Origin of the sequence: Pseudomonas sp. ACN5 (assembly GCF_002303975.1) — a bacterium.
GTDB lineage: Bacteria > Pseudomonadota > Gammaproteobacteria > Pseudomonadales > Pseudomonadaceae > Aquipseudomonas > Aquipseudomonas laurylsulfatiphila.
On the sequence record NZ_MRCP01000009.1, the window covers coordinates 202,678 to 215,383 of the forward strand.

At 56.1% G+C, this 12,706-nt stretch carries 10 protein-coding genes and 1 pseudogene; 3 read left to right on the plus strand and 8 right to left on the minus strand.

Features of this window, described 5'->3' with window-relative positions; all coding sequences use genetic code 11:
- Positions 1-1,115 precede the first annotated feature (1,115 nt).
- Positions 1,116-1,721: a class I SAM-dependent methyltransferase gene (locus BSF40_RS18395; RefSeq protein ID WP_095966147.1), complete on the plus strand. Its 606-nt coding sequence runs from the start codon at positions 1,116-1,118 to the stop codon at positions 1,719-1,721.
- A 138-nt stretch (positions 1,722-1,859) separates the two neighbouring features.
- Positions 1,860-2,573: pseudogene (locus BSF40_RS18400) on the plus strand (site-specific integrase); the annotation flags it as partial.
- 129 nt (positions 2,574-2,702) lie between these two features.
- On the opposite strand, the gene BSF40_RS18405 reads toward BSF40_RS18400, so the two are convergent.
- The 8 genes from BSF40_RS18405 to BSF40_RS18440 form a co-directional block, all read right to left on the minus strand.
- Positions 2,703-3,614 carry a LysR family transcriptional regulator gene (locus tag BSF40_RS18405; protein WP_095966148.1) on the minus strand — a complete coding sequence of 304 codons (912 nt, stop codon included), beginning with the start codon at positions 3,612-3,614 and terminating at the stop codon, positions 2,703-2,705.
- A gap of 36 nt (positions 3,615-3,650) precedes the next feature.
- Positions 3,651-4,376, minus strand: a complete 726-nt coding sequence (locus BSF40_RS18410) for an SDR family NAD(P)-dependent oxidoreductase (RefSeq protein WP_095966149.1) — start codon at positions 4,374-4,376, stop codon at positions 3,651-3,653.
- Positions 4,377-4,399: 23 nt separating this feature from the next.
- Positions 4,400-5,323 (minus strand): NAD(P)-dependent oxidoreductase, encoded by a 924-nt coding sequence (locus BSF40_RS18415; protein WP_095966150.1) that lies wholly within the window; start codon positions 5,321-5,323, stop codon positions 4,400-4,402.
- A gap of 9 nt (positions 5,324-5,332) precedes the next feature.
- On the minus strand, positions 5,333-6,163 hold the full coding sequence (locus BSF40_RS18420; RefSeq protein ID WP_095966151.1) for a polysaccharide deacetylase: 831 nt from the start codon (positions 6,161-6,163) through the stop codon (positions 5,333-5,335).
- A gap of 14 nt (positions 6,164-6,177) precedes the next feature.
- Positions 6,178-7,134, minus strand: a complete 957-nt coding sequence (gene speB / locus BSF40_RS18425; protein WP_095966152.1) for an agmatinase — start codon at positions 7,132-7,134, stop codon at positions 6,178-6,180.
- A 61-nt stretch (positions 7,135-7,195) separates the two neighbouring features.
- Entirely contained in the window at positions 7,196-8,620 is a 1,425-nt protein-coding gene (locus BSF40_RS18430) for an APC family permease (protein WP_095966153.1), read from the minus strand.
- Positions 8,621-8,877: 257 nt separating this feature from the next.
- The gene (locus BSF40_RS18435; RefSeq protein WP_256585658.1) at positions 8,878-10,245 is read right to left on the minus strand and encodes an MFS transporter; all 1,368 of its coding nucleotides are present in this window, start codon (positions 10,243-10,245) and stop codon (positions 8,878-8,880) included.
- A 67-nt stretch (positions 10,246-10,312) separates the two neighbouring features.
- Positions 10,313-11,509 carry a fumarylacetoacetate hydrolase family protein gene (locus BSF40_RS18440; RefSeq protein WP_095966154.1) on the minus strand — a complete coding sequence of 399 codons (1,197 nt, stop codon included), beginning with the start codon at positions 11,507-11,509 and terminating at the stop codon, positions 10,313-10,315.
- Positions 11,510-11,629: 120 nt separating this feature from the next.
- Between BSF40_RS18440 and BSF40_RS18445 the strand changes: the two genes are divergently transcribed.
- Entirely contained in the window at positions 11,630-12,589 is a 960-nt protein-coding gene (locus BSF40_RS18445; protein ID WP_095966155.1) for a LysR family transcriptional regulator, read from the plus strand.
- Positions 12,590-12,706 lie beyond the last annotated feature (117 nt).

The window sequence follows — 12,706 nt, forward strand, 5'->3', positions numbered from 1 at the left end:
ATCATAAGGTTAATTCAACACTGCTCACTCCATTATACGAGTAATTGTCTCCTGGAGCTGAAGCCCCATAAAACAAAAGAACACTCACAGTGTCATTTTTCAATGGTAAATAGTGTCACATTTCAATGAATCCATTAGAAAAAATACACCACCTCATTACTTTTAAATGGCCACCCCAACCTCATCCCTATCGTCCACCTCTATACATTGGCACTGATTAGCAGTTGCACTGGCGCTGTGCACGATGAATATCGTGTTAACCCGACTTAAACAACGAGCAAGCCCACACGCCCGCCAAAAAAAAGCATGTCTTATCGCTATATCCGACTTGGCAATTATGTAGTTGATGAATTCCACAGAGAAATTGTCAGCTAGGATGCTAGCCTGACCAGCCATTTGCATCAGGTTCGACCAACGCGCCTCACAGACACGGCCGCCAGAAAGCGGATAAGAAGGCCTATTAAGAGGCAGTTGTATCCCCGCGCTCGCTGTGGCGCCCTGCACGCCTGGTTTTTCCCACTTCGAGAAATTATGAATTTTTGCATAATTGTGCATAATTCTTGTTTTTTGGAATTTTTTACCACGAACCAACCAGCACCGACATGCAAACTCTAATTTTTTTCATAACTACGTCATTTGGCGTTCGCCTTCTACTCACCCCCAGGCATCCCAACCACCGCTCTGGCTACTGCACCTCGTTTGCCTTGTTACTGCCTCCTTCATCAATAAAGCTAACGAGATGCTTCAAGTGCCAAATATGCGCGATTTGACCCCGCGTGCATTTGACTCGACCACTGCTTAGCGATGCTTCTGTCCACCGAGTCTATCGGATGCATTCCCTCCAAATAGAGATCCCAGAAATTTGCTCTGTGATGCTTGGGGCTACTAGCGTCGGCTCGACTGGCCAGTGTTGGTAATTCAAATCCGAGCCACCGTAAGACGCGTGACAGATCACAAAAAAACATTTAAAAAGTAGAGTTTGGAAAAATCACGCGGTTTTTATTCTAGCTTTTAATTGATAAAATAAATTTTACCTAAGCTCATCAGTAGGTTAAGAAGTTATAATTTTTAGCTGGCGCTCACACTTCGACCACATCCCCCAAGGATTGTCCCTCATGCATGAAGCAGCCCATCAGATCATCGATCTCTACGAACGTCACGCTCAAACATGGGATCGTGTTCGCTCGCGGCGTCTGGTCGAACAATCCTGGCTGGATCATTTTCGCCTGGCCATGCCGGTTGCGGCTGGTCATGTCCTCGACATCGGCTGTGGCTGTGCCGAACCCATGGCGGGTTACTTGATCGGCGCGGGACACGCTGTGACTGGCATCGATTCGTCCATGGCGATGATCGCCTTGTGTCGGCAACGTTTTGCGCAGCACGATTGGCATGTGGCCGACATGCGCCAATTGGCGCTTGAACAGCGTTTCGCTGGCATTCTGGCGTGGGACAGTTTCTTTCATCTGACGCCTGAGGATCAGCGTCGAATGTTCCCGATTTTCCAGGCCCATGCCCAACCTGGTGCTGCGCTGATGTTTACCAGTGGGACGGCCCATGGCATTGCGTTGGGCAGCTTCGAGGGTGAAACGCTTTATCATGCCAGCCTGGACCACGATGAATATGTTGCACTGCTCAATGCCCATGGTTTTAGCGTTGTGGAGCAAATAACGGAAGATCCAGCTTGTGGTGGGCATACGATCTGGTTGGCTGTTTGCAGTTAGAAACATCCCTTTGCCCTGCTCATTTATATAAGTAATTATTATAACTAAACTAAACATCTATTTAGTTGAGTTGGAATTTATTGGCATCTGACCTTTGAGTTAGAGGTTACGAAGGTCCCACTTCGGCCGCTTTCCTTTCCAATTCGAGCCGTCAAACAAAAATCCAACTTTAAGCAGCGCAACACGGTGATGAACTCTGGAAAAACGCTCACTCCGCTCCAGTGGAATTATGTAATTGAAACCGCAGAAATCATAGCTCAGGAGGAACCTCGACATGAGCGGGCCCTATTTATTGTGGCCACCCTCTTCTCTCTCTACCTCAGAATCTCTGATCTTGTCGGTTGGGACAACTGGACACCTACAATGGGTTCGTTCGAGTACGACGGTGAAAACTGGTGGTTCAACGATGTCGGTAAGGGCAACAAGGCCGCGAAAATTAGCGTGCGAGACGAATACATTGAAGCCTACTTGAAGCGATATCGGATCACCCTCTCCCTTCCGCAGCTGCCGTCTCACAAGGAGAGTACTCCACTAGTCACAACGGTCAGAGGTCGTGCTGGTCTGTCAGATCGTTACATTCGTGCCCTTATTCAGATAGTGTTCGATAAATCACTTCAGCGCATGAAGGACGAGGGACACACCGACTTAGTGATGGACAAGCTTCGGTCTGCATCCTTACATTGGTTGCGTCACACGGCGGCTACATTTGACGCACCATTTCGCGATATCAAAGATCTCCAAGCTGACCTACGCCACGAAAGTATGTCGACAACTCAGAACACCTATTACAACTTGCTGGATCAGAATCGTGCAAAGTCAGTTAAGAGGCTCGGGATCAAGGACAGGGGTTAGGATTTAGCTAGAACCGACAAGCCAGGCTCTGCTGTTCACTGCGTTAGGGCGGGCAGGAGGAGTATTGCAGATGTAGCAGAGAACTCGGATCTAGTACGCCGACTTCCAACCTGCTTTGCCCCTTAGGATCTAAGGCAGATGAAGCCTTGCGTGAGCGGTGAGCTGATCTAGAAACCGGCTTACCGTACTCTTTTGCTCTACCCCTTGACGGGTTATGCAATGAAAGGCGGAACGATAAGCCAACCGTTGCGGCATGATCGATCGAAGTCTGCCTCGCTCGACCCAGCTTGCGGCGTAGTGGGTGGGCAGGTAACCGATGTAGGTGTCGGAAAAAACCAGCAGCGCAATGGCCTCCATCGAAAACGCGCTGACCGCGCTGGCGAACCTGAGCTCGCACGGTCGTTTGTTTTCGGCGACATAGCCTCTGTCGACATAGTCCGCTGCGCCTAACTCTTCATACGTCAGGTCCTGATCAAGGCGCTGGAAAAACGGATGTCCGCTGCCGCAATACAGGTGCTGTTCCTCTTCGAACAGCGCCTGATAATGAAGCCCCGACAATCGGTGGTGGAAGGCACCGACGGCGACCTGGATGCGCTCTTCAAGGACCGCCTGTTCAAGTTCGTCAGGACGCATGACTTGCAAATCGATATGGACACCGGGTTGCGCAGCACGTAACTGGGCAATGGCCGCCGGTACAGGGCTGTGCTCAAGGGTGATCAGGCTGTCGACCGTGCCGATGCGCAACAACTCCCGATGGCGCCCGCTGAGTACCGCCGTGCGCTGGCGGAAATGTCCGATGTTGGCGAACAGCTCCTGGGCTGCCGCGTAGGTTTCTTCGCCTTCTTCGGTCAACTGGAAACCGCTTTTCCCGCGTTTACACAACGAGTAGCCGAGCCTGACTTCAAGGTCCCGAACGAGCACGCTGAGGCGCGACAGACTGGTGTTCAGCGGGACTTGTGCAGCCGTAAAACCACCGGCGTCCACGATCGCACAGAAGATCCGCAGCATGCGCAGATCCACATCCGTCAAATTCACCAGCATGCCGCCTTCTCCTCGTGTGTTTGCTTGCGACCGCAATCAGCTGTTCATTACACCGCCGCCATTGACGCCCAGAATCTGCCCGGTCATGAAACTGGCCTGCTCCGAGGCCAGGAAGATCACCGCGGCGGCAATTTCTTGCGCCGTTCCCAGGCGCAGCATCGGGTAACGCAGCGCTTCTTCACGAATATAAGCCTCGCCCAGGCGTTCGACCATCGGCGTCAACGTACCCCCGGGAGCAACCCCGTTTACCCGTATACCATGGGCCGCCAACTCTCGCGCCAACGACTTGGTCAACGCAATGATTCCACCTTTTGCAGCCGAGTAATGGCAGAGATTGGCACACCCGAGCTGCCCAAGGTCAGAGGCAATATTGACGATGGCGCCGCTGCCCTGGCGGGTCATCAGGGCCGCCGCCGGCTTGCAGAAAAGGAACGCCCCATAGAGATGAACACGGATCATCCGATCCCAGGCCTCGACACTGAGTTCGCTCAGCGGCGCCTCCTGCAGGAACCCCGCGTTGTTGACCAGCACATCCAGGCGTTGCAGCCCGGCAAATGCACGTTCAGCTGTTGCGGGGTCCGAGACATCACCCAGCGCAAGACGCACCTCCACGCCCCGCGCCTGCAGCTCATCGGCCAAGGTCAGCAGCGCCGGGCTTTCCTGCAAATCATTGAGAACGGCAAGACTGCCTTGCTCGCCAAGAGCTAGCGCGACCGCACGGCCGATGCCTTGGGCAGCACCGGTTACCAGATAGGTTTTCATGAATCACCCCGGCCTTCAGGCCATTAGTAAGGATGCTGTTCCAGCCACTGCGCATACATGGCAATGCCTTCATGCAGGTCGAACCGGGGGCGGTAGCCCAGTTGGTCGCCCGCCGCCGAAATGTCGAAGCGCGCATTTTCATCCAGCACGTTCAACGTACCGGGGCCGATGCTGAGTTGGGCATTGGGGTAGAACTTGCGAACCTGGGCCGCGACTGCCCGGTAGCTGTCCTGCTCGCCGGCCGTCACATTGAACACCCGTTGTTGCAACCGCTCTTCCTGAACAGTGGCCGCCAGTACACAAACGTGGGCGACATCCACGACATGCACGTACTGAAAGCGGTAATCGCCGCCCTCCTCCTCATGCCACGGCTCGTTATCGATCGCGCTTCTGAGCATGCTCTTGAGGTAGCACTGCATGAACTGGCCAGGACCATAGATCCAACCCGGCCGCAAAGACACCACGCTGACCTGGTACAGGTCGCTGTAAACCTGACCGAGCTTTTCGGTGAACACTTTGGTACAGCCATACGGCGTGGTCGGTTCAAGGGGCGCGCGCTCATCGACCACATCCATTTCCCGGTTGGGACCGTAGGCGCATTCGGAACTGAGGTTGACCACCCGAGAAATACCGCTGAGCCGGGCGCACTCAAACACATGGGTGGTGCCCAGTGCATTGGTCAACACCGTTTGCAGGGGAATACGCCGAGAGTCCACCGGATGCGAGATCGCCGCGGTATGAATGATCGCGTTGACCGGACGGCTGCGGCAGCTCTCCAGCAAACTCGCCAGGTCAGCCAGGTCACCTTGTACGTAACGATACGCAGCGTGTTCGATGGCGCACACCAGACTGCGGTCGTAGCCCACCACTTCGTTACCCTGAGCCAGTAACTGACGCACCACTTCCTGGCCAAGAAATCCGTTGGCCCCGGTTACCAGTATGTTCATGATCCGTCCTCAGTAAGGATGCAACGGCAGTGTCAAATCGCCCGCCTGCCAGCGTGAGTACACATCGTCAGGCGTGCAGATCCAGACATCGTCATAGTGTTGAATCTGTTGGATCAGCCGCTCCAGCATCGCAATGCGTGACGCGCGGCCGATCAATTGCGGGTGCATGGTCAGGATGAAATGGCTGCCGTAGTGACGCATTCCTTCCAGTTCCGCCGACCAGAGTCGAAAGACCTTTTCCGGGTCTTCGATCACACTGCCCACCGCAGGTTCTGCCGAATAGGCGAACTGCTCCCAGTCGTCCAGCAACCAACTGACGGGCAGCTCCAGCAGGCTCTTTTCGGTGCTACCGACGCGGTACGGCCGGTCATCGCCCATCAAGCTGCTATCGCTGTGAAAGCCCAGGGCAATGAGTGAGTCAACGACGTCCGGTGTCAGCTCCCACAACGGTGCGCGGTAATGGTTGACCGGCCGATCGATGGTGGCTTCGAGCAGCGCCTTGGAGTCTTTGAGAATCTGCAGATTCTGCTCGGGCGTCTGTTCATCGGTACGCTCATGGAAGTAACCGTGGCAACCAATCCCGTGGCCGGCAGCGGCAATGCTGCGGACCACCTCGGGGTCGATCTCGACTACCCGAGCGGGAATATAGAACTGCGCCCGTACACCGTAGCGGGCCAGCAACTCCAACAGCCGCGGCACCCCGACACGACGTCCGTAGGCGCCCATCGACAGCAGCGAGAGCCGGCGCCCGTCGAGGCTGGAGGGTTCCCAGGCGCTTTCTGCATCCAGGTCAAAACTCAAGGTCACGGCAAAGCGTTTGTTTTCAGGCCAGGCAGTCATCCATTCGATTCCTTCTACGAGCGACGCTTGATTGAGTCGGCGAGAATGCACAGCAACTCAAACATCATGGTCGCGCCCACCAGCGCCGTGGCCCCGCCCACATCAAAGGGCGGCGACACTTCCACCACATCGGCACCGACCAGGTTCAGGCCCTGCAGGCCCCGTATAAGTTGCTGCGCCTGCAGCGTGGTGATGCCACCGATCTCGGGGGTGCCGGTGCCCGGGGCAAACGCCGGGTCCAGGACATCGACATCGAAGGTCACGTAGGTCGGTTCGTCGCCCACGATGCGTCGCGCCTCGGCAATCGTCGCGGCAACGCCGATGTCGGCGAACTCCTCCATATGGATCACCCGGATACCGCAGTCCTTGGCGAAGTCTTCGTCTTCTGCCGAATAGATCGAACCGCGAATACCAATCTGTACTGTGCGCTTGGGGTCCAGCAGCCCCTCCTCGATCGCACGGCGAAAAGGTGTGCCATGGGTGTAGAGGTTATCGCCGAAGTAACGGTCATTGGTGTCGGAGTGGGCATCGAAATGGACCATGCCGATAGGCCGGTCCCGGGCAATGGCGCGAAAGATCGGCAACGTCACCAGATGATCGCCACCGACGGACAACGGCACCGTGCCGACCTCATGGACCTGCCGATAGAACGCTTCAATTCGCTTGAGGGAATCGAGCAGATCAATTGGGTTGACCGGCGCGTCACCCAGGTCGCCGACCCGCACCAGATCATAGGGTGCGATATGACTGACATGGTGAACCTTGCGCATCATGCTCGACTGGTTGCGCACCTCCCGCGGACCATGCCGGGCGCCCGCGCGGTTGGTGGTGCCGCCATCCCAGGGGATACCCAGCAAGGCGATCTGGACGTCTGCAGGATCGTCGAATATCGGCAGGCGCATAAAGCTAGGCATGCCTGCAAAACGGGGGATGACGGCGGCGTCCAGAGGTTGCGGAAAGTCATTGGCCATCAAGATTACTCCTGGGTATCAGTAGATGAATTGACGATAAAAAAGGGATGTTCAGGACGTATCACGCCTTCGCCGGCATCACACCGGCACCTCTACGGCGGCGTTTACCCGAGAGCACGATCAGCGCACCACTCACCAGGGACAGCGCGCCCAAATACCAGGCGGTATAGAGGTCGTCCGGGGAGACCGGGTTGGCGCCCGCGGTGTAACCGATGTAGGCGAGTACAAAGAGCGCCAGCAATGCGGGGATCGACAGCAGTGTTGCGGTGCGTGCCTTGTGTTGTTTCCAGGTCATGACCATGAAGGCTGCCAGCGCCGAGATGTAGGACATCACCAGGGTGATAGTGACCACGTCGTAATACCAAACGATCTTGTCCAGCGGTTTCCACCAGAGCAAGGCAATGCCGGCGAGCGACACCAGCCCCAGGGTGAACCACGGTGCCTTGAAACGGTTGACAGCGCTAAACGCACCCGGCAGATGCCCCTCCTCGCTCATCCGATACAGCGTGCGCGCCGATGAATTGGAAGAAATCTGCAAGCCGGCGCACGCCGAAGTAATCACTACGAACAGCGCCAGCCAGGCCATGGCCGGTGGCAGGTAGACATTGGCGACAGCGGCGATCGGCCCGCCGTTGCCGTTTTCAACAATGGCAGCCAACTGCTCCACCGGAACCGCGTATTGCCAGCCGATGGCCGCCAGGCTGTAAATCACGAAGGCCGAGGTCAGCACGATCAACAGTGAACGCTGCACGGTGCGAACCGGTACGCGTGCCTCTTCGATGTAGTTAATGGCCGAATCGAAGTTCGCCAGCATCCACACACCAAACAGCACGCCCGGGCCAATCGCCGCCAGACCACCGGCGCCTTGCAGCGAATACATCGAGGCAAACGACAGGTTCTCGACCTGGGGATGGATCAACCCCATGAAACCGAGCCCGGCGACCACGGCGATTTCGAAAACCAGAAAGGTACTGGCGAGCTTCGCTGTCACACCGACACCACGTACCGACACCGCAAAGAAGGTCACGATCAACAACGTACCGATGATCTTCGCGTTGAGTTCGCCAGCGAGAGAAGGAATCAGCGCCTGAATGTACTCGGAGCCAATCAACGCACACATCGGCGTGACGGCGATGCAGGCAACGGCATAGGTCCAGCCCAGGATGCAGCCAATATCCGGATGCAGGAAACGCGAACAAAAGGTAAAGATGCCCCCTGCCGATGGTGCCTGACGTGTCAGCGAAACCATGCACACGGCCAGCACCAACATGGGAAAGAAAAACGCAATCAGGATCGCCAGCGGTGCCTGGTGACCAGAGATCGAATAGAGGATCGACATCGAAGAAGCGGCCACCCAGGCCGGCGCGTTGAACCCCAACGCGGAAAAACTGACGTCCTTGGTGTTGAGCTTTCCTTTGTTGAGCGCAGTGTCGAGCTCGCTGATTGCACCGTGACGGTCGTAACCGAAAAGTTCGTAGAGTTTCATGATTGTTCCCAGGCTCGTTTTTTATTGGCAGGTAGCGAAAACGCTTCTTGTAGGACAGAGCTCTTGAGCAACACCCGATCATTGCCGGGTGTTATCGCCCACTCAAGATAGGGGGATGGCTGCGAGGCACCAATTACCAAAGACGAAAGCTGACTTGCACAAAACCGCACGGATGCCGGACGCCGGCAGGATTTATGGACAAAAAAAAAGCCGAAGACCTTAAAGGCTTCGGCTATTTTTATCGGTCTATTGTGATTTCAAGGGTTCGAAGGTACTCGGGCACTACTCGCCACCCCGTCCAGCGGACCTTGATTGACCTGCAGTTGCCCCTTTGGCGCGCGCAATGTCCACAGCAGGCAAACACCCACCAACCCCGCTGCCGACAGCGACAACATTCCAGCCCGGGGATCGGTGAACCAGACCTCCATATTGGCCTTGAGCATTGGTGCGACAAAGCCGCCGATGTTGCCCATGGAGCCAATCAGGGCAATACCACCGGCCGCGGCAACCCCGCCGAGGTAGCCAGTCGGCAGTGTCCAGAACAACGGTTGAACGGTCACGAAACCGGCGGCTGCGAAACAGAAAGCCAGCAGTACCGGTGCAAAACTGTTGAGCAAGGCTGAGGCCGCAATGCCCAGCGCAGCCATGCCCAGCATGCACATGGCCATCTTGAGATGAGCCCCATGCCGGTCGGCATAACGCGTCACAAAGTACATGGCGATGGCAGCGCACAGCCATGGTAATGAAATGAACATGCCCACCTCCAAGCCGACCTTGGTCCCCAGCAGCTCCGCGATGCGCGTCGGCAAGTAGAAGATGACCCCGTACACACTGACCTGAACGCTGAAGTAGATCAGGATGAACTTCAACACCCGCTTGTTGCGCATCAGACCCAGCAGGTTGGTCGGGCCATGGGCCAGCTTGAGCTTGTCTTCAACCTCGATCTCCTGGCTCAGGGCCGCTTTCTCTTCGCGGGTGAGCCAAGGGGCGTCCTGTGGTTTGCTCTTGAGGTAGAACAGCGCAATGATCCCCACGACGACCGCCGCCAGGCCTTCCACCAGGAACATCCACTGCCAGTTGGTCAGGTTGAATATCCCATGCATTTCCAACAACCAGCCCGACAACGGGCTGCCTAACATCAAGGCCATTGGCAGGCCAAAATAGTAGATACCGATGGCCTGGCCGCGACGCTGGGCCGGGAACCAGTAGGTCAGGTACAGGATGACACCCGGTGAAAAGCCCGCTTCGGCCACGCCGAGCAAAAAGCGAAGCACGTAAAACGTTGTTTCATCCCGGGTGAACATCATGGCGGCGGACACCAGCCCCCAGGTGATCATGATCCGGCTGAGCCAGACTCTCGCACCGACGCGGTGCAACATCAGATTACTCGGCACTTCGAAGATGGCATAACCGATAAAGAAAATACCCGCACCCAGGGCGAAGGCCGCATTGCTCAAGCCGATATCGGTCTGCAGTGCCGCCTTGGCGAAACCGACGTTGGAGCGATCGATCATTGCCAGGGCAAACATTAAAGCGAGGAACGGCAACAGCTTCCATCGACACTTGGCAATGGCGCTCTCGATGGCTGCCGCATGATCCGGTCTTGTCGTGTTTTTGGTCATCATTTGTGTGCCTTATTATTATTGTCCAGCGACCACTGTTTTTATCCGCCAGGAACCTCTGGCAGGCAAATCAGTGGAGTGATTTACCTGCCACCAGACCGCGAGCGGCCAGGTTGCCCATCAATGCACGCAGGCCAAACGTCCAGGGTGTGGCTTCATTGCTGTAGGTGACGCGATTGTGAAGCGTGCCCAACAACGGGCTCCCGATGCTAACGCTATCGCCCGGCTTGTGAGTGAAGCCACTGCCCGGCTCTTCACGGTCTTGTGTCGGGGCGAACAGCGTGCCGAGGAACAGCATGAAGCCGTCCGGGTACTGGTGATCGCTGCCCACAGTCTGCGCGACCAACTCAAGCGGGTCGCGACTGATCTGCTCCATCGAACTGCTGCCGCGCATGATAAAACCGTCTTCACCCTCAACGACCAGGTCGACCACGCAGCGGCGCACATCATCCAGAGAAAAGCCTTCGTCGAACAGGCGAATAAACGGGCCGATCGCACATGACGCATTGTTGTCCTTGGCTTTGCTCAACAGCAAAGCGCTGCGGCCTTCGAAGTCGCGCAGATTGACGTCGTTGCCCAAGGTTACGCCTTGTATCCGGCCACGGCTGTTTACCGCCAGGACTATTTCCGGCTCAGGGTTGTTCCATTTCGATTTGGGATGAATACCCACCTCATTACCACTGCCGACGGAAGCGAGAACGGGGGCCTTGGTGAATATCTCGGCATCAGGGCCGATACCGACTTCCAGGTATTGTGACCAAAGCCCCTGCTCGATCAACAAGGCCTTTAGCCGGGCGGCTTCGGTTGAACCCGGTTTGATCGAACTCAGGTTGTCGCCAATAGCCGCTTTGACGAGGCTGCGTACACTTTCGGCCTTGACTGCATCACCACCCGCCTGCTCTTCAATCACGCGTTCAATCATGCTGGCAGCGAATGTCACACCGGCAGCCTTGATCACTTGCAGGTCAGCCGGCGGCAACAGAAAAGCCTTGGCAGGATCGGACCCTGGCCCCGTATTGGCCAACAATGCCTCAAGACTCCCGATGTATTCACCGCGAGTGCTACGAACAGCCTCAAGCGGGGAAGCGCTTTCCAGTAGATCACTCAATGTCGGGAACACCTGCGACAAATCAAACACCCCGTCGGCGCGCAGCACTACCGGCGAGGGGCCAGCGGCCTCCCCAGGCACCCAGGCACGACCGATCAGAGTGCCTTCCAGCCCATCGATCGGCAGGGTGTTTTTACAGGTCAATTTCAGATGCGGCATATATAGGTCCAGGTCAATTCGATGACGACACGGCAAAACTAGTGGACTTGCTTGATAAATCCCAATGACATATTTTCAGTGATTGATATCGTTTCGTTATCAAGCAGATCGAGCCCCTTTATGGAAAACGACGAGATTTCATTCTCCAGCGTGAGCAAATGGCTGAAGATCAAGCATTTGATATTGGTCGACACTTTGGCCAAGACCCGCAACATGCACACCACTGCCGAACTGATGAATCTGACACAGCCAGCCATCAGCAAGATGTTGCGCGACGTCGAGCTGTTACTCGGTTTTGCGTTGTTCGAACGGCAAACCCGCAGCATGGCCCTGACCGAACTTGGCGAGTTCGTGGTCCGTTATGCCCGGATGACGCTCGACGACACGCAGTCATTTGTCGATCAACTCAATAAATTGCGCAAAGGTGGACATGGTCATTTGAAGGTCGGCGCGATTTTCGCCGCGACCTCGGTCGTGCTGCCCGAGGCGATCACCCGGATCAAATTGGACCGCCCCATGCTGTCCATCGAAGTGATCGAGCAAACCAGCAATCAACTGCTGGAAATGCTTGAACACAAGAAGCTCGATTTGATCATTGCCCGCTTCACGGATGAGCGGTATCAGCAACCGTTCGACTTCCGTGCACTCGGACCTGAACCCTTTTGTCTGGTGGTCAACAGTCGCCATCCCCTCGCGCAGTTCGACGAAGTGGCTACCGAGCAGCTGAGCGACTGGCCCTGGGTGATGTACCCCTTCAATGCCCCCATACGGCGCCGGATGGAAAGCGCCTTCACTGAATTCAACATGCGCACGCCCACTAACACCGTCGAAACCATCTCGATGCCCACCTTCCTGCAACTCCTGCAATCGGGGCCGATGCTCGCGATGTTGCCCGAGTCCATGGTGCAGTCGCAGGTTCAGAGTGGCTTGCTTAAAGTGCTCAACACGCCGTTCAAGGTCGAGCCTCAGGACTACGGCATCATCACGCGCAAGGACGAACCACTGACCGAAGCGGCCCGCGAATTCGCCGACACCTTGCTGGAATTCGCCAGGCTGCGACGGGAAACTGCCGATCACTGAGGAGTTTTTTGTCATTAACGGTAAATAAGATGAGAAAAAGTTATCGATCAATCCAAAGGTCTCATTAGGCAGCAGCATCCGGGGGCTCTTATAGTGCAGCAACAAAGGTATGGCGCG

Excerpts from the sequence above, each read along its gene's own strand:
- BSF40_RS18395 (WP_095966147.1), top strand. The coding sequence starts at position 1,116 with ATGCATGAAGCAGCCCATCAGATCATCGATCTCTACGAACGTCACGCT.
- BSF40_RS18405 (WP_095966148.1), bottom strand. The coding sequence starts at position 3,614 with ATGCTGGTGAATTTGACGGATGTGGATCTGCGCATGCTGCGGATCTTC.
- BSF40_RS18410 (WP_095966149.1), bottom strand. The coding sequence starts at position 4,376 with ATGAAAACCTATCTGGTAACCGGTGCTGCCCAAGGCATCGGCCGTGCG.
- BSF40_RS18415 (WP_095966150.1), bottom strand. The coding sequence starts at position 5,323 with ATGAACATACTGGTAACCGGGGCCAACGGATTTCTTGGCCAGGAAGTG.
- BSF40_RS18420 (WP_095966151.1), bottom strand. The coding sequence starts at position 6,163 with ATGACTGCCTGGCCTGAAAACAAACGCTTTGCCGTGACCTTGAGTTTT.
- speB (WP_095966152.1), bottom strand. The coding sequence starts at position 7,134 with ATGGCCAATGACTTTCCGCAACCTCTGGACGCCGCCGTCATCCCCCGT.
- BSF40_RS18430 (WP_095966153.1), bottom strand. The coding sequence starts at position 8,620 with ATGAAACTCTACGAACTTTTCGGTTACGACCGTCACGGTGCAATCAGC.
- BSF40_RS18435 (WP_256585658.1), bottom strand. The coding sequence starts at position 10,245 with ATGATGACCAAAAACACGACAAGACCGGATCATGCGGCAGCCATCGAG.
- BSF40_RS18440 (WP_095966154.1), bottom strand. The coding sequence starts at position 11,509 with ATGCCGCATCTGAAATTGACCTGTAAAAACACCCTGCCGATCGATGGG.
- BSF40_RS18445 (WP_095966155.1), top strand. The coding sequence starts at position 11,630 with ATGGAAAACGACGAGATTTCATTCTCCAGCGTGAGCAAATGGCTGAAG.